The organism is Paenibacillus sp. FSL R7-0313, assembly GCF_037969885.1.
In the GTDB taxonomy this organism is placed as follows: Bacteria; Bacillota; Bacilli; order Paenibacillales; family Paenibacillaceae; genus Paenibacillus.
This window is the reverse complement of record NZ_CP150219.1, coordinates 1,436,521-1,451,788: the sequence shown is the minus strand read 5'-3', so window position 1 is coordinate 1,451,788 and position 15,268 is coordinate 1,436,521. Positions and strand designations below refer to the sequence as shown.

At 46.8% G+C, this 15,268-nt stretch carries 13 protein-coding genes; 8 read left to right on the top strand and 5 right to left on the bottom strand.

What is annotated here, in order from left to right; all coding sequences use genetic code 11:
* Positions 1-353 precede the first annotated feature (353 nt).
* The 4 genes from nirB to cobA are packed head-to-tail and all read left to right on the top strand — an operon-like array spanning position 354 to position 4,815.
* Positions 354-2,795 (top strand): nitrite reductase large subunit NirB, encoded by a 2,442-nt coding sequence (gene nirB / locus NSQ38_RS06420; RefSeq protein WP_339787918.1) that lies wholly within the window; start codon positions 354-356, stop codon positions 2,793-2,795.
* A 16-nt stretch (positions 2,796-2,811) separates the two neighbouring features.
* A complete protein-coding gene (gene nirD / locus NSQ38_RS06415; RefSeq protein ID WP_339787915.1) occupies positions 2,812-3,129 on the top strand; it encodes a nitrite reductase small subunit NirD in 318 nt (105 codons plus the stop codon).
* Positions 3,130-3,166: 37 nt separating this feature from the next.
* Positions 3,167-4,048: a formate/nitrite transporter family protein gene (locus NSQ38_RS06410; RefSeq protein ID WP_339787912.1), complete on the top strand. Its 882-nt coding sequence runs from the start codon at positions 3,167-3,169 to the stop codon at positions 4,046-4,048.
* On the top strand, positions 4,045-4,815 hold the full coding sequence (gene cobA, locus NSQ38_RS06405) for a uroporphyrinogen-III C-methyltransferase (protein ID WP_076213931.1): 771 nt from the start codon (positions 4,045-4,047) through the stop codon (positions 4,813-4,815). The genes NSQ38_RS06410 and cobA overlap by 4 nt, the downstream gene beginning before the upstream one ends.
* Before the next feature lie 233 nt (positions 4,816-5,048).
* Here cobA and NSQ38_RS06400 read toward each other — a convergent pair whose 3' ends face one another.
* Positions 5,049-5,687 carry a TetR/AcrR family transcriptional regulator gene (locus tag NSQ38_RS06400; protein WP_339787910.1) on the bottom strand — a complete coding sequence of 213 codons (639 nt, stop codon included), beginning with the start codon at positions 5,685-5,687 and terminating at the stop codon, positions 5,049-5,051.
* A gap of 195 nt (positions 5,688-5,882) precedes the next feature.
* Between NSQ38_RS06400 and NSQ38_RS06395 the strand changes: the two genes are divergently transcribed.
* On the top strand, positions 5,883-6,650 hold the full coding sequence (locus tag NSQ38_RS06395; RefSeq protein WP_339787907.1) for an SDR family oxidoreductase: 768 nt from the start codon (positions 5,883-5,885) through the stop codon (positions 6,648-6,650).
* A gap of 462 nt (positions 6,651-7,112) precedes the next feature.
* Here the strand turns inward: NSQ38_RS06395 and NSQ38_RS06390 are convergent, their stop codons facing one another.
* The 3 genes from NSQ38_RS06390 to NSQ38_RS06380 form a co-directional block, all read right to left on the bottom strand.
* Positions 7,113-7,424 carry a hypothetical protein gene (locus NSQ38_RS06390; RefSeq protein ID WP_076332227.1) on the bottom strand — a complete coding sequence of 104 codons (312 nt, stop codon included), beginning with the start codon at positions 7,422-7,424 and terminating at the stop codon, positions 7,113-7,115.
* 143 nt (positions 7,425-7,567) lie between these two features.
* The gene (locus NSQ38_RS06385; RefSeq protein WP_339787904.1) at positions 7,568-8,929 is read right to left on the bottom strand and encodes a HAMP domain-containing sensor histidine kinase; all 1,362 of its coding nucleotides are present in this window, start codon (positions 8,927-8,929) and stop codon (positions 7,568-7,570) included.
* Positions 8,929-9,606 carry a response regulator transcription factor gene (locus tag NSQ38_RS06380; protein ID WP_338589277.1) on the bottom strand — a complete coding sequence of 226 codons (678 nt, stop codon included), beginning with the start codon at positions 9,604-9,606 and terminating at the stop codon, positions 8,929-8,931. Before NSQ38_RS06380 ends, NSQ38_RS06385 begins: the two co-directional genes overlap by 1 nt.
* Positions 9,607-9,861: 255 nt before the next feature.
* Here NSQ38_RS06380 and NSQ38_RS06375 point away from each other — a divergent pair, with 255 nt between their 5' ends.
* From NSQ38_RS06375 to NSQ38_RS06365, 3 genes are read left to right on the top strand one after another with little or no spacing between them, the layout of a single operon-like run.
* Complete coding sequence (locus tag NSQ38_RS06375) at positions 9,862-10,680, top strand: polyphosphate polymerase domain-containing protein (RefSeq protein WP_339787901.1); 819 nt, start codon at positions 9,862-9,864, stop codon at positions 10,678-10,680.
* The gene (locus NSQ38_RS06370; RefSeq protein ID WP_076332062.1) at positions 10,673-11,353 is read left to right on the top strand and encodes a DUF4956 domain-containing protein; all 681 of its coding nucleotides are present in this window, start codon (positions 10,673-10,675) and stop codon (positions 11,351-11,353) included. Before NSQ38_RS06375 ends, NSQ38_RS06370 begins: the two co-directional genes overlap by 8 nt.
* Before the next feature lie 27 nt (positions 11,354-11,380).
* Positions 11,381-13,687, top strand: a complete 2,307-nt coding sequence (locus NSQ38_RS06365; protein ID WP_339787898.1) for a carbohydrate-binding domain-containing protein — start codon at positions 11,381-11,383, stop codon at positions 13,685-13,687.
* Between the two features lie 110 nt (positions 13,688-13,797).
* Here the strand turns inward: NSQ38_RS06365 and NSQ38_RS06360 are convergent, their stop codons facing one another.
* Complete coding sequence (locus NSQ38_RS06360; RefSeq protein ID WP_339787896.1) at positions 13,798-15,207, bottom strand: MDR family MFS transporter; 1,410 nt, start codon at positions 15,205-15,207, stop codon at positions 13,798-13,800.
* Positions 15,208-15,268 lie beyond the last annotated feature (61 nt).

The following is a 15,268-nucleotide window of genomic DNA, read 5'->3' as shown; positions in this document are numbered from 1 at the left end:
TATCTAAATCCTTCAAATTAAGAAGATATACTCGTAAAACTTCGTCGTCCATTCGGTATTCCAATAAACTCATGTAAACATAATTAACTTTAAATTTCAAATACTTTTTTATGTTAACTATATTGACACGTGTAGATCGATCTTTTATAGTTAAGCCATAACAACTCCATATTTAAATCGATCACAGTTACAACGGCGTAGCTGGTTGAAACGGCAATGAAGCCTGTTTTGCAATCTCGGAGCAAGGGATGCGTATGTATATACGCAGTCCTCCGAGGCATAACAGGCTTTTTCGATTTTAGAGACAAGGTTTCGAGGCAGTTTGCAGAATGGACCTAAGGGGGCTAATCATAATGAGTACAACGAAAAAACTGGTGCTGGTCGGCAATGGCATGGCGGGAATCCGCACAATCGAACATATCCTTAAGCTTGCTCCGCACGCTTATGAAATTACAGTCTTCGGCGCAGAGCCGCATCCCAACTACAACAGGATCATGTTATCCTCTGTATTGGCTGGCGGAACATCCATCGAAGATATCGTAATCAATGAGTGGAGCTGGTACGAAGATAACGGCATTCAGGTATACCCGGGTGACCCGATCGTTCAGATCGATACCAAGCGCAAGGAAGTTGTATCTCAAAATGGTGTACGCGCAGCCTATGATGAGCTGATTATGGCAACCGGTTCACAGGCGTTCATCCTGCCACTTCCCGGTGCTAACAAGGAAGGCGTTATCGGTTTCCGTGATATTAAAGATTGCGAAACCATGATGGCAGCATCACAAAAGTATCGCAAAGCTGCCGTCATTGGAGGTGGATTGCTAGGGCTGGAAGCAGCGCGGGGGCTGCTCAATCTGGGCATGAACGTCACGGTCATCCATATTAACGGTCATCTGATGGACCGGAACTTGGATTTGCCGGCAGGCCTGATGCTCCAGCGTGAGCTTGAAGAGCAGGGCATGAAGTTCCTTTTGAATAAACATACCGAAGAAATTACAGGCAAACATCGAGTGAAGGCTATTCGTTTCACTGATCAAACGGTACTTGAAGCTGATCTGGTTGTCATGGCTGTCGGGATTCGCCCTCAGATTGAGCTGGCTCGCAATACCGGCCTCGATGTGAATCGTGGTGTCATCGTAGATGATTATATGCATACCAGCATCCCTGGCATCTCTGCCGTAGGTGAATGTGCAGAACACCGCGGTATTGCCTACGGACTGGTTGCTCCATTATATGAACAAGGTATGGTACTCGCTAAACGTCTGGCTGGCGCAGCAACTGAAGGATACGAAGGTTCGGTCACTTCTACCAAGCTGAAAGTATCCGGGGTTGACGTATTCTCTGCCGGACAATTCAAAGACGCTGCGAACACGCGCAGCATTCGTATTCAGGATGATGTCGATGGTGTGTACAAAAAGATGGTGATTAAGGATGGGCAGCTAATTGGAGCTGTACTGTTCGGGGATACCACGGATGGCGCATCGCTGTTTTCTCTCATTAAGAGTGGTGAAAACATCAGTGGTCGCGAGAAAGAAATTCTACTCGGCGTACCTTCCGGTGGTTCAGGCTCAGGTCCATCTGTCGCGGAACGCATGGCAAGTATGCCAGATGACGAGATTGTCTGTGGTTGTAACGGTGTTACCAAATCTTCCATCGGGGACGCTGTTCTGAATAAAGGCTATAATACACTCGGTGCAATCAAGTCGTGTACCAAAGCCTCCGCTTCTTGCGGTGGGTGCAAACCCATTATCGAAAACCTGCTCACATATTATGCCGGCGATAATGTAGGCGAACAGACCAAAGAAGGCATCTGTGGTTGTACATCCTATGATCGGGATGAAATTGTTGCACAGATCAAGGAGATGGGACTCAAAAGCGTCAAGGAAGTTATGAATGTTCTAGGTTGGAATGAACCGGAAGGTTGCTCCAAGTGTCGTCCTTCCCTTAACTATTATCTCGGTATGATCTGGCCGGCTGAATACACAGATGAGCGTGTATCCAAATTCACCAATGAACGTTATCACGCCAATATCCAGAAGGACGGTACCTATTCCGTTATTCCACGGATCTATGGTGGTGTTACTTCTCCAGCCGAATTGATCAAAATTGCAACTGTCGCAGAGAAATACGATGTGCCGTTGGTGAAATTCACGGGTGGACAACGTCTCGATCTGCTTGGTGTACAAAAGGAGAACCTGCCGAAGATCTGGGAAGAGCTCGATATGCCTTCCGGTTTTGGTTATGGCAAGGCGCTGCGTACGGTGAAGACTTGTGTAGGTAATACGTTCTGCCGATTCGGCACGCAGGATTCCATCGAGATGGGTATTCGTTTGGAGAAAAAACTCGACAAAATGGTGGCTCCAGCCAAAGTGAAGCTCGCTGTTTCCGGATGTCCGCGGAACTGTGCAGAAGCGACCATCAAGGATCTGGGTGTTGTCGCCATTGATGGCGCTTGGGAGATTCATGTTGGCGGTAACGCCGGAGTTAAGGTTCGTGCAGCCGAGCTACTCTGTACGGTGAAGACCGATGCGGAAGTGGAAGAGTGGACTTACTCTTACCTGCAATATTATAGAGAGAATGCAAAATGGAATGAGAGAACAGCGGCTTGGATTGAACGGGTAGGTCTGGATCATGTGAAGGAAGCATTGGCGGATCGGGATGTACGTCTCGCTCTGGTTGAACGTCTGGAAGTTACTCTGGGTCACACGGTTGATCCTTGGAAAGAAATCATTCAAGACGAGAAATTGCGTAAAAACTTCACCCCACTGTCCGGTGCCGAGCCGGTAACCCACTAGAAGAGGAGGAACAGCGATGAACAAATTCCGAATTGGACACCTTGCAGATATTGATGAAAAGGGAGCACGGACCTTCCTGATACAGGATACCGAAATTGCAGTCTTCAAACTGAGCGACGGAAGTCTGCATGCCATCGAGAATCGTTGCCCTCACAAGGGCGGCAAGCTGTCGGAGGGCATGGTATGCGGGACAGCAGTTCATTGTCCTTTGCATGATTGGAAGATTGATCTGCGTAATGGTAAGGTACACGAGCCAGATGAAGGATGCTTGAATACCTACAAAACAGAAGTGGACGGCAACAGCGGAGAAATCTTCATCACAATTGCGGGTTAAAGGCTAGAGATACCCTGACATCAAGGAGGCGTGCGCTATGGATTTTGTTAAACCTGCAGAAGTGCTGCAATCGATGGTCGAAGCTGGTGAGAGCAAAGCCAGAATGAATCGGGTACAGATGCTGATCCGCGGTTTTCTGGCGGGAGCTATCCTTGCTTTTGCAACCACACTGGCATATACCGCTGTATCTCAAACTTCCGTTGGTTTGGCAGGTGCACTGATATTCCCGGCGGGATTTGTCATCATTATTCTGTTGGGTCTCGAATTGGTGACAGGAAACTTTGCGATGCTTCCACTCGCAATGATGAAACGTAAAATCACACTGATGGATATGCTCCGAAATTATTTCTGGGTGATCACAGGTCATCTGCTCGGATGTGCATTCTATGCTCTGTTATACGGCATGACCATCACCAAGATGGGTACGGATATGAGCAACCCTCTAATTCAAACGCTGATCCAGACCAGTGAAGCCAAAACATTGGGATATCAGCATTTGGGCGGAGCAGGCATTGTTCTGGTGATCATTAAAGCCATTCTATGTAACTGGATGGTCGCACTCGGGGCAGTGATGGCAATGACATCCACTTCTACTCTGGGTAAAATCGTAGCGATGTGGCTGCCCATTACCATATTTTTCGCTCAGGGATTTGAGCACGCTGTGGTGAACATGTTCGTCATCCCGGCAGGTATGATGCTCGGCGCACAGGTGAGTATCGCTGACTGGTGGCTGTGGAATCAGATCCCGGTATTGGTGGGCAATCTCATTGGCGGAGCTGTATTTACAGGCCTCGGTCTGTATGCCGCTCACCACTGGGGAAATCCAGTGAAGCTCTCGTCCAAACTTGCAACCATTCCGGGTGGTCGTTCAGGATTGGCAAGTTCCGATGTTACACCGAAATTGGGGACACGATCATGAGCCGGGGCCTGGTTAGTATTGTTGGCGCTGGTCCTGGAGATCCGGATCTGATTACGGTTAAAGCCCTCAAACGTATTCAGTCCGCAGATGTCATTATGTATGATCGGCTTGTGAATGATCAATTGCTCGCCGAAGCTCGTGAAGGAGCACTCCGCATCTACTGCGGCAAGGCTCCAGGCCTTCACTCCATGAGTCAGGAGATGATTGGACGGATGCTGGCTGCACATGCAGCGGAAGGCAAACAAGTCGTACGACTCAAGGGTGGCGATCCGTTTATATTTGGCCGTGGTGGTGAAGAAGCACTTGTGCTGGCGGAAGCAGGGATTGCATTTGAGATCATTCCTGGCATCACTTCAGCTGTAGGTACATCCGCTTCATCCCTTATTCCGTTAACCCATCGCGGGATTGCTTCATCCTTCGCATGTGTCACGGGAACCGGCAGTGACGGAAGTGTATCATCTGTTCGCTGGGATCTGCTCGCCCATAGCGTGGATACACTGGTCATCTACATGGGCATTAGCCAACTGCCCCAGATTCAACATGAATTGCTTCACCATGGCAAAAGTGGACACACCCCTGCGGCTTTAATCGAACGTGGAACCACTTCGGAGGAGCGCATTATTACCGGCACACTTGCCGAACTCCACTCCCTCGCCAAGTCGCATCAAGTGAATAATCCGGCATTAATCATGATTGGCGAGTCGGTCCTGATCCGCGAACAGCTGCTTCAGATGCAACAGGCCGCGAACGCCTCCATGACCGGATAATCGAATTGGATTCCTTCATCTATATCAATTGAACAAAACATTTACACAAAACGGAGAGGACAGAAACGACCTGAAGAAGCAGAGCGTTCGCCTTTATTCCCGGATTTACTCTTTATAAAAGGAATCAAAAAAATCTGGGGATAACAGCGATCGGAAGGTTGTTCTGTCATCGGAGTGTGCAGTGTAAATATTCTTTAGTTCAATTGATATAGAACAAAACTCTCATTCGACCTTTAATCCAACATCATACGCTCGTGAACAGTCCGGCCCTTCTGCCCTGGTTCAATCAGCAGACGGGTCGGTTTGATGTTAATCAGCGCCGTAAGCTGCTCTCCCATATAATGCGCAGAATACTTGAATCCAATCTCCGCCCAATGCATGATTACCCCTACTGTTGCAGATACCAGATAACTTAACATGATGTCATAATTAATTGTCCACTCACTATCCTCGGTCACCAATACAAAATCTTCGGTTAGATACGTTCTAAACATATTGCACAGCCGGGAACCCATATCGGAATGCATTGTTATTAATGCACGAAAGATATCCTGATGGGCTTCAATATATTCGAATACAGGCATCGTGGATGGCAGCAATACAGTCATGTCCACTTCCTTGAGCTGTGCGTATGGTTCTGCATAAGCTCGCCCCACTCCCTGCATGAAATCATCCAGAATGAACTGCAACAACTCCGGTTTGCCGGGAAAATGTAAATAAAAGGTTCCACGGTTGTAATCCGCCCGTTCCGTAATATCCCGGATTGTGAGGGCATCCGCTCCCTTCTCTAATATCAAAGAAACCGCCGCAGCGATGATCGCATCCTGTGTTCTTCGTGCTCTCCGATCCTGAGGATGTTCAATGATCAACATTCTCGCCTCCTTTGTTCATTATTGTAATATAAATAAACACCGCTTACACCTCTGTCCGATAGCTGACATATGCGCTGTCAATGATTATTGTCACATTGCTATGTATATCTTAACATTGAGACAGGAAAGATAGACGACAGGTTGAAACTTTTTTTGAGAAATACCTGCCAATAATGAATAAGGAGCGGATAGTTCATGAGTACATCTTATACACATACAGCCGTTATTACAGGAGCAGCCGGAGGCATTGGTAAAGAATTGGCACGTCGCCTGGCTGAGCGCAAAATCAACTTGGTTCTGGTGGACCTGAATGAAGAAGCCATCCAGCAAACAATTACCGATCTGAACCTCGACAAAGAGCACGTCATCGCCGTAAAAGCGAATGTATCCCAAGAAGCAGACGTGAAAAATTATGTACAAAAAGCATTGGATGCTTTTGGCCGAATCGATTATTTTGCCAACAATGCCGGAATTGAAGGTCCAACAGGGCTGATCGAAGACCTGAGTGTTGAAGCACTCGACACCGTATATAACGTCAACATTCGTGGGGTATTCCTGGGTCTGCAAAATGTTATTCCAGTGATGAAAAAACAAAAATCCGGTGCGATTCTAAACACCTCTTCCCTTGCGGGTCTGATGGGTGCACCTGCCGTATCTCCATATATTATGTCCAAACATGCCGTAGTTGGTCTCACGCGTACCGCTGCAAATGAACTGGCGCCTTATAATATCCGGGTTAACGCTGTATTGCCAGGGACAATCAACACACGTATGATGCGTCAGATTGAGGCGAATTCCGGTAACGTGGAGGATTATCAATCTGCTACGGTATCTGCCATTCCAATGGGCCGTTACGGTGAACCGGAAGAAGTCGCTGCGGTGATGAACTTCCTGTTGTCCGAAGAAGCATCTTATGTAACAGCTTCCCTCTACACCGTAGATGGCGGTATGGTGGGTCAATAAGAAGCTGTAAACTGTAGGATCCGGTCCGATAGAACTTCAAGTCCATCCTTAGAAAAGTTATACCGACAGGTGTTCCCGAAGGAATGCCTGGTCGCTACAATCTAAAAAAGGCCTCAACACCACAGTATTGTGGAGTTGAGGTCTTTTTTATAGTACAACACTTGCCATGCATTAGGCTGCATCTGTGAGATTTCACTTTTGAAACGCCATTTAAACGTCTCGTTGCACCTTGTGATCACTCTAAGTTACTCTAACGAACCTAGGGCACCTTATTTCGGCTAAAAGCGCTTATTTCCCGAAATAACGAATTTCAGACACGCTAGTTCCGCGGAAATGCTGCCATTGCACCGAAAAGTCCTAAAATACAGAGAATAACGCGTCTCAGATTCGTTACATTCCCAATCGAGCGAGAAACACCCGAATAGCGCGTGTGAGATTCGTTAGATTTTGCCCACACTTAACTTAATCGACGTATCCCGCGTGACCCTTGTCCATCAAGTAGTCCATCTCAGCATCCAGGATGCTTTCCACGGTCAACTCATCCAGCTTCACATCTTTGCGACTAAGGATGTAGTCCGCCAGATCATCGCCGTCAATATCCACATCGTTACCTTTAGCATTTTCGTGCGCCTTGTTGATGTACGCTTGCTCATGCTTCAACACAAGAGCGATGTTCGCCTGGCTTGCCTTTGTTTTATCTGCAATATATTGCATCATTTCTTGTTCATTAATTGCGTTTGCTTCTGCCACGTTCAGTTCATCTCCTTGATTCATACATACTGTTGCCATTGTAGCATAGGTTAACCCATTAGAGGCAGAACTTATGCCTGACGAACGATTATAGAGTGGGAGGGAAGGTTAGTGTGGAGCCGAAACGTAGGTAGCATTTTTTCATACGCTGGCTCATCACTCCCACCTTACGACAACCGCACGTAAAATGTAGCGCCCTCTCCTACAACGCTTCGAGCATACACTTCTCCTTTGTGCTGATCCACAATGGAACGAGCAATCGCCAAACCCAGACCATGCCCACCATGCTTGCGGGCTCTTGACGAATCCGTACGATAGAATCGATCGAAGATCCGATCCAGATGTTCTGGTGCAATGCCTTCCCCTGTGTTGGACACGGCCAGCATGACATCATTATTCTGTTTCTGGAGGGTAACGTTTACGGCCCCTTTTGGACCGGAATACTTCACTGCATTATCGAGCAGGATCAGAATGACCTGTTTGATCTGCTCACTGTTCCCATGAACCATAAGATTCGGCTCAATGTTGTAATCGAGGGAGATATTTTTCTCAAAAATAACGGCTTCCATCGGCAAAATAATACTCTCTACCGCATCGCTCATATTAAACTTTGCATGAATCATCGTGGAGCGTGAGTCGTCCATCTGTGTCAGATAGAGCAGATCATTCGTAAGTCCGGTCATACGCTCAGTTTCCGACTTGATATAGTGCAGCCACTTCGCCTGGTTCGCTATGGTATCCTCCTGATTCGCAAGCAGTACGTCAGCATTCGTATTGATGATCGCCAGAGGTGTCTTCAACTCATGTGAAGCATCACCGATGAATTGTTTTTGCTTCTCAAACGCTTCTCTGACTGGTGCAATGGAACGATTCGCAAAATAACGGCTCAAGAAGTAAATCACAATCAACATGATTAATCCAACAACAGCAAAGGTATAGATCAGATTCGTAAGAATGCCCTGTTGTGCCGTCACATCAATGAATACGATCATATGCCCGTCACCGCTCGGATCAACCACATAGGCCCAGTCCGTTCCATCCAGCGCAAATTGTCCAGTCTGCCGTTCCGAATCACCAACCTTATTCTGGTCAACCTTTTGCAGTGCCTCGGCGTAGAACGTATCTTCCATATCAAATCTGGAATGTGTATCCGTAATCTTCCACTGATCATCCGTCTTAATCATGAACGAAACGGAACGTGCCGGAGGTGAGTTGGGATCACCTCCCGGGCCTCCATTATCACCACCCATGGCATCGGAGGGAAACGAATCTGAACCGGAACTTGAACTTGAACTTGAACCTGAGCCTGTATTACCACCTGTACCGGAACCCTGCCCTTCCCCACGTGGCATCTTGGATGAATTATAAGGACTGTGATAGAAATCAGACACCTTGTACAACTCCATATTGGTCTCACGCTGCACATTCTGATAAGTAATTGTATAGATCGTCGCAAATGCCACCAGCATCATAATGGAAATAGACACCAGATTCACGATCAGGAATCGATTTCGGAGTTTCTTGAACATCAGGACGTCACCTCAAGCACATACCCGACACCCCGAATCGTGTTAATGCGGACAGCAGAGTTCAGGAAGGTTAATTTTTTGCGCAAAAACGAGATATACACCTCCACATTGTTATACTCCACTTCCGAATCAAATCCCCATAACTTCTCAATAATCTGCTCTTTGGAGGTAATCGCCTGTTTGCGGGCAATCAACAGCTCTAGCAGTTCATTCTCCTTCAGATTCAGCTTGATCTCCTTACCCTGAACACTCAGCTTCAACTGAGTTGTATTCAGCTCAATGTCGCCAAACTTCAACCCATCCTCGGGAACCACTTCGCCCTTCCGCCGTAAAGCTGCACGAATCCGGGCCAGCAGTTCCTCTGTGGCAAAAGGCTTGGCGATATAATCATCGGCACCATAATCAAGGCCTGTGACTTTGTCCGATAGTTCACCCTTGGCAGTAAGGAGAATGACAGGCGTATGATTGCCTTCACTGCGGAGTTTCTTCAGGACGGCGATCCCGTCCATCTCCGGCATCATGATGTCGAGTAGTAACAGGTCGTAGATGCCGCTCTGCGCATAATCGAGTCCTGATCTGCCGTCGTGGACCATGTCCACGGAGTAGTTGTTTTTTTTCAAAATCTGCGATACAGCCTCTGCCAAATGAACCTCATCTTCCGCAATTAATATTCTCATGCTCTATTCATTCCTCTGCTTGAATTATTCGTCTTCAATTAACTCTTTATGATATCACCTATTCTACCAATTAAACCTTGAATCAATCTTAATTCATTTTGTGCATGCGAACTATTATAGGAAGGTAAAAAAATGTTAACGCAATGTAAAACCATTTAAGATTCATTCAAGGTTGGGGCTCTAAGATACAGACATGGAAGCAATACACGATGCAACAAAACATACAACCCACCCACGAAAGGAATGAAGTCCCACATGGCTATTGAAGTATTCAACCGATATGAGAGCAAGTACCTTCTGACGGATGACCAGTACGCACATTTCTACAATGACCTGCTGAAATACATGGAGCTGGATGCCTACAACAAGAAACATGAGTATTACTCCATCAGCAACCTGTACTTCGACACTCCGCAAGATTCGCTGATCCGCGCCAGTCTCTCCAAACCAAAATACAAGGAGAAGCTGAGACTGCGGGCATATGGAATCCCTGAAGAGAATGCCAAAGTGTATCTGGAGATTAAAAAGAAAGTCTTCGGCTTGGTGAACAAGCGCAGAACAGCCTTGAAGCTGGATGAAGCTTACGAATTCGTTCGTTCGGGACAGGCGCCAGAGCTGGCGGATTACATGAACAAACAGGTTGTTGAAGAGATCAAATATTTCCTTCGGGTATACGACTTGGAACCGAAAGTGTATCTGGCGTATGAACGCAAAGCGCTCTTCGACAAGAACAGCCGCGATCTCCGCATTACATTTGATACTAACATCCGCAGCCGCAGATACGATCTGAAGCTGGAACAGGGAGATTACGGTGAACCGCTGGTGAAGGACGGTCGATGGCTGATGGAAGTAAAAGCCGAGAAAACTGTTCCGCTGTGGCTGTCGCAACTGCTATGTGAGCATGGTCTCTACCGCACCGGATTTTCGAAATACGGCAACGAGTTCAGACATCTGGTGAGAACAACCAACCTGAATTACCAAACAGAGCGCATTCTTGTACCAGGTACCGATTTCAACCCATCCATAGAACAAGATAAAACGATTATAGAAAGAGAGAGTGTCCTATATGCTTGATTCACTGTTCAGCTCAGCCCTAACCGATACCAACCTGACGTTTAACAACGCAGTCATCACCATTGGTCTTGCCATCATTCTGGGGTTAATCATCAGCCTCACCTACATGAAGACTAACCAAAGCACATACTCCCAGAGCTTTACCTTAACGATGGTTGTCCTGCCCGTCATCGTCGCCATCATCATCCTGCTCATCGGTAGCAACATCGCTCGAGCATTCAGCTTGGCAGGTGCCTTCTCCATCATTCGTTTCCGTAGTGCACCTGGTGATCCAAAAGACATTGCTTATGTATTGTTCACGATGGCTTCCGGTCTGGCCTGCGGTGTAGGCGCTTTTGGATACGCGGTGCTGTTCACCATTATCCTGTGTGTACTGATGTTTGTCCTGAGTCGCTTCAATTTCGGCGGCAAGAAAAGTCAGCTGAAAACGCTGAAAGTCACCATTCCCGAAAACTTGAGCTATGAAGAAGCCCTTAATGAAGTGTTCCATAAATTCAACGTACCTTTTGATCTGAAAAAAATCAGAACGACCGAACTCGGTAGTCTGTACGAGCTGGTCTACAGTGTAACCATTCACGAAAGTGTTAGCCAAAAGGAATTCCTCGATGCCATCCGTACACGGAACGGCAACCTGGATATCTCGTTAACCATGAGTCCAACCACGGAATATTAATTTTTAATTCGAAGGGAACGATCTAATATGAAGAAAAACATGATAACAGGCAGCAAACTTTGGTCCATTGCCATGATTACCAGCCTACTCGCAGCATGCAGTGCACCAGCAACGACAAGCACAACCGCCAATGCCGCAACATCAACGACAGGAACAACCAAAACGGTATCCGTCAGCGAGCAAACTTCTGTAAAATACGCGGATCTGGTCTCTCTGGATGCTGACGATACCAACATTAGCTGGAGTGAGACAGATTCCACAGCGATTAAGTTGAACGGAACAACTGCAACGGTGACCGGTTCGGGCGCCAAAGCAGCGAATGGTTCGGTAACTATCTCGGAAGCAGGCACTTATGTACTTAGCGGTGAGCTAACGGATGGCCAGATCGTGGTTAATGTTGCCGATAAGGGTACTGTGCATCTCGTATTAAACGGAGCAACAATTCATGATAACGACAGCGCTGCGATCTACATTCAGAAGGCCGGTAAAGCGGTGATTACGCTCGAAAAAGGAACCAAGAATACCGTTTCCGATGGTAAAACATATGTGTACGCCGATGCTACGACAGACGAGCCCGATGCTGCAATCTTCAGCAAAGCAGATCTTACATTCAACGGTGCAGGTCAATTGACCGTCACAGGTAACTATAATGAAGGTATTACAAGCAAGGATGATCTGAAGATCATTAGCGGTAACATCAGTGTCAAAGCAGCAGATGACGGGATCAAAGGTAAGGATATGGTCGCCATTCAAGCGGGTACCATTACCATTGAAGCCGAAGGCGACGGTATTAAATCCACCAATGACACGGATACCACCAAAGGCTTCGTTGCAATCGCAGGAGGTACCTTCGATATTCAGAGTGGCAATGACGGTATTCAAGCCGAAACCGCACTCGTGGCAGATGGCGGCACATACAACATTGTAACGGGCGGCGGTAGCGCCAATGCACCAGCCAAAGTAGAAGAAGGTCCATTTGGCGGCGGTGGCGGTGGATGGGGTGGCGGCACACCACCAACCGATATGGGTACACCACCGGATGGCGAACCTCCTGCGGATATGCCAGAGATGCCTACTAACAGCGGTACGAATGCGGGAACTAACACGAACGGCGCAACAGCATCCAACTCTGCTAACACAACAACAACAACGGATAACAATGCCGATGCAGACACAGCAACAACAGCAACGGAGTCCACAAGTGCCAAAGCACTCAAAGCAGGTGCAGATCTTACGGTTAATGGTGGTACGTATACCATTGATTCCATGGATGATTCCTTGCACAGCAACAATAACGTAACAGTCAACGACGGAACATTCAGCATCGAATCCGGTGATGACGGCATCCATGCCGATCAGGCCCTGACGATTAACGGCGGAACCATCACGATTGCGAAGAGTTATGAAGGACTTGAAGGTGCAATCATCACCCTGAACGATGGGGATGTCGATGTAACAGCATCCGATGATGGCGTAAATGCTGCAGGTGGCGAGACGGAAACAGCTGCGAATACAGCGGCAAGTACAGATAGCGCTACTACAGCAACCGATGCCGCAACGACATCCAACAGCTCTGTAACCGAAACGACAGGTACAACATCAACTACCGATCAGGCATCCCAAGGTACAGCTGCTAATCAGCAAGGACGTGGACCGGGCGGTATGGGTGGTGCAGCAGCAAGCAATAACGAGTTCCACATTAACGGCGGTTCCCTCACCGTGAACGCAGGTGGTGACGGACTGGATTCCAATGGTTTCATCAATATGACTGGCGGAACAGTTATTGTGAACGGACCAACGGATAGCGGCAACGGAGCATTGGATTATGACGGTACATTTGAAATCAGCGGTGGATACCTCGTGGCTGCCGGAAGCTCTGGTATGGCACAAGGAACATCCGATACGTCTACGCAAAATACCATTGTGATGACATTCCCTGCAACGCAAAAAGCTGGAACACTTGTACATGTACAAGATAGCGAAGGCAACAACATTCTGACATTTGCTCCGGCAAAAGATTATCAAACCGTGGTTGTCAGCTCCCCGGATCTGAAAAAAGATGGCTCCTATGTGATCTACTCCGGTGGTACGTCTACAGGTAAAGCGGTGGATGGACTCTACACAGACGGTACCTACAGTGGCGGAACTCAAGTAGTTGCATTCCAATCGACTAGCAATGTAACTTGGGTCAATGAATCAGGTGTAACTACAGCCAATTCAGGTATGGGTGGTCCTGGTGGCGGCGGTGGACAAGGTGGATTCGGAGGCGGCAGAAACAGATCCCAATCCGGTACGACCTCCGACAGCACAGGCACTACCGATTCTGCAAAATAATCATGATTTGTAGTTAAGTGTATAATAAGAAACACTAGGTCCCGAAATCACGATAACAGTGAATTCGGGGCCTAGTGCTTTTATTTTTCAGGAAGAACATGAGTAACTGTTCATGCGTTCCTCTTATTTGTAAGATACAAACTAGGGATTAGAATAATTACAAGAATAACGCTGGATAATAGAAATCCGGCATGGTACCCCTTCAACTCATTTATGACCGTTGGTTGCAACCCTTGTATGACCGTTGCAACAACCGTTGCGATAATAGCTGAGCCAAAGCTTGAACCAAGATTCTCAATCATATTAATGCCCACACTCGCTTCGGGGAGCTGTGTGCTATCAAGCCCGGTGTATGCTTCACTTGTTAACGGCAGACTAATTCCTCCAATACTCGCACCACGAATTAACAATATAACGGAGATCCAGATCATACTTGTTTTATCAGAGATGAAAATAAGCGGAATTGATCCAATGAGAGAAAGAAATAAACTGACAATCACTACATATTTGGGTCCAATTTTATCAATCATTTTTCCAAGTAAAGGCCGAGTAACAAGCATCCCAACCCCTTGGGGGATAAGAGCAACTGCTGTTTCAATCGCCGTAAAATGGCGAAAGTTTTGAAAGAATAGCGGGAGGATTAACATCGGGCCCATAAGAGCAATATTTGCCATGAACAAGCCGGCGCTTGAAGCAGCAAAACTTTTATAAGTAAACAAACTCATGGGTAGGACCGTTTGATTCTTGCGAATGAGATTATAAGCCATATATATGACAACCAAACCCACACCAATACCCACCCATAAGATCGTTTCATTATTGTTAAACGTAGCATGTTCCGCAGCTCTCGTTATCCCGTAGATTAAAGCCCCGCTCATGGAAGATAAATTAATAATGCCAAACAGATCAAGCTTATTCTCTTTGTTGAAAGGTTCAAAGTCAGGAATTGTTTTCATCATTACTGGCGCAGCAATCAACACGATAAACACGTTAATGAAGAAAATCCATTGCCAGGATGCCACCTGAACGATGAATCCTCCAAGGACTGGACCCAGAATAGGGCCGAAGATCATAGGCGTACTTACGATGGCCATCACTTTTCCCAAGTGATCTTTCCCTGCCGTTTTCACCAAGAGGGTAAACATGAGGGTCGTAATCACCCCTGCGCTGAACCCTTGAAGTAAACGAAAGAAGATAAAACTCGAAATGTTCCAGCTAACACCTACTAAAATAGAAATCACTCCAAATAGGATAACAGCACCAATGAAAATCTTCTTGCTATTAAACTTGTTCATAAGCCAACCGGAGATGGGAACTGCCATGGCAAGAGCGAGAATATAGCCTGTAATGGCCCATTGAATAATGGTCAAGTTTGTATTGAAATCATGTGTTAATTGATCTATGGCAATATTCACCATGGTAGAATCAAGCAAAGGTGCAATGGCTCCAAGAGCTATAGCCCAGGCTGCAATGAGCACCTCTTTGGGTAAATCAGTGGTTTTGACGTTTTCTTTAGTCATATGTGTCTCCTCTTTGCATTATTGTTTCCTATTCAACAAAAAATGTAACTCTTTTTAGTTT